This window comes from Pseudomonas sp. CF161, from assembly GCF_000416215.1.
Classification (GTDB): Bacteria; Pseudomonadota; Gammaproteobacteria; order Pseudomonadales; family Pseudomonadaceae; genus Aquipseudomonas.
The window spans coordinates 1-374 of record NZ_ATLP01000047.1 but is presented as its reverse complement, the minus strand read 5'-3'; the positions used below and the strand labels follow the sequence as shown (position 1 = coordinate 374).

Annotated in this window: 1 protein-coding gene; it reads right to left on the bottom strand. The window is 70.6% G+C overall.

Going from position 1 to position 374, the window contains the following annotated elements; translation table 11 throughout:
- On the bottom strand, window positions 1-367 hold a 367-nt coding region (locus CF161_RS08670), incomplete at its 3' end, for an acyltransferase domain-containing protein (RefSeq protein WP_371106519.1).
- Window positions 368-374: the final 7 nt, after the last annotated feature.

Genomic DNA, 374 nt, shown 5'->3' with positions numbered 1-374 from the left:
TCTGCTCGCTGTGGACCTGGGCCAGCAAGGCTTCCACCGTGGCCAGTTGCAGCCCGATGATCGCCGTCATCCCGTACCCCTGGGGGTAGGCACGCTGCATCAGCTCGCCCCGCAGGCTCACCAGGCGCAACGCGTCGGCAAACGCCAGCCCCCCCGCCACCACCGCCGCCGGATAGGCGCCGATGGACAGCCCGGCCACGTACGCCGGCGCCGGAGCCTGCTCCAGCAGCAGTCGGGCACTGGCGACGCCGGCGATCAGCAAACACAGTTGCACGGCCCGGGTATTGGCCAGGGCTGCGGGGGAATCCAGGGTCAGCGGATCCTCACCCAGCACCTGCGCCGCTTCTTGCAGGCAGGCCTGCACCAGCGGGTTG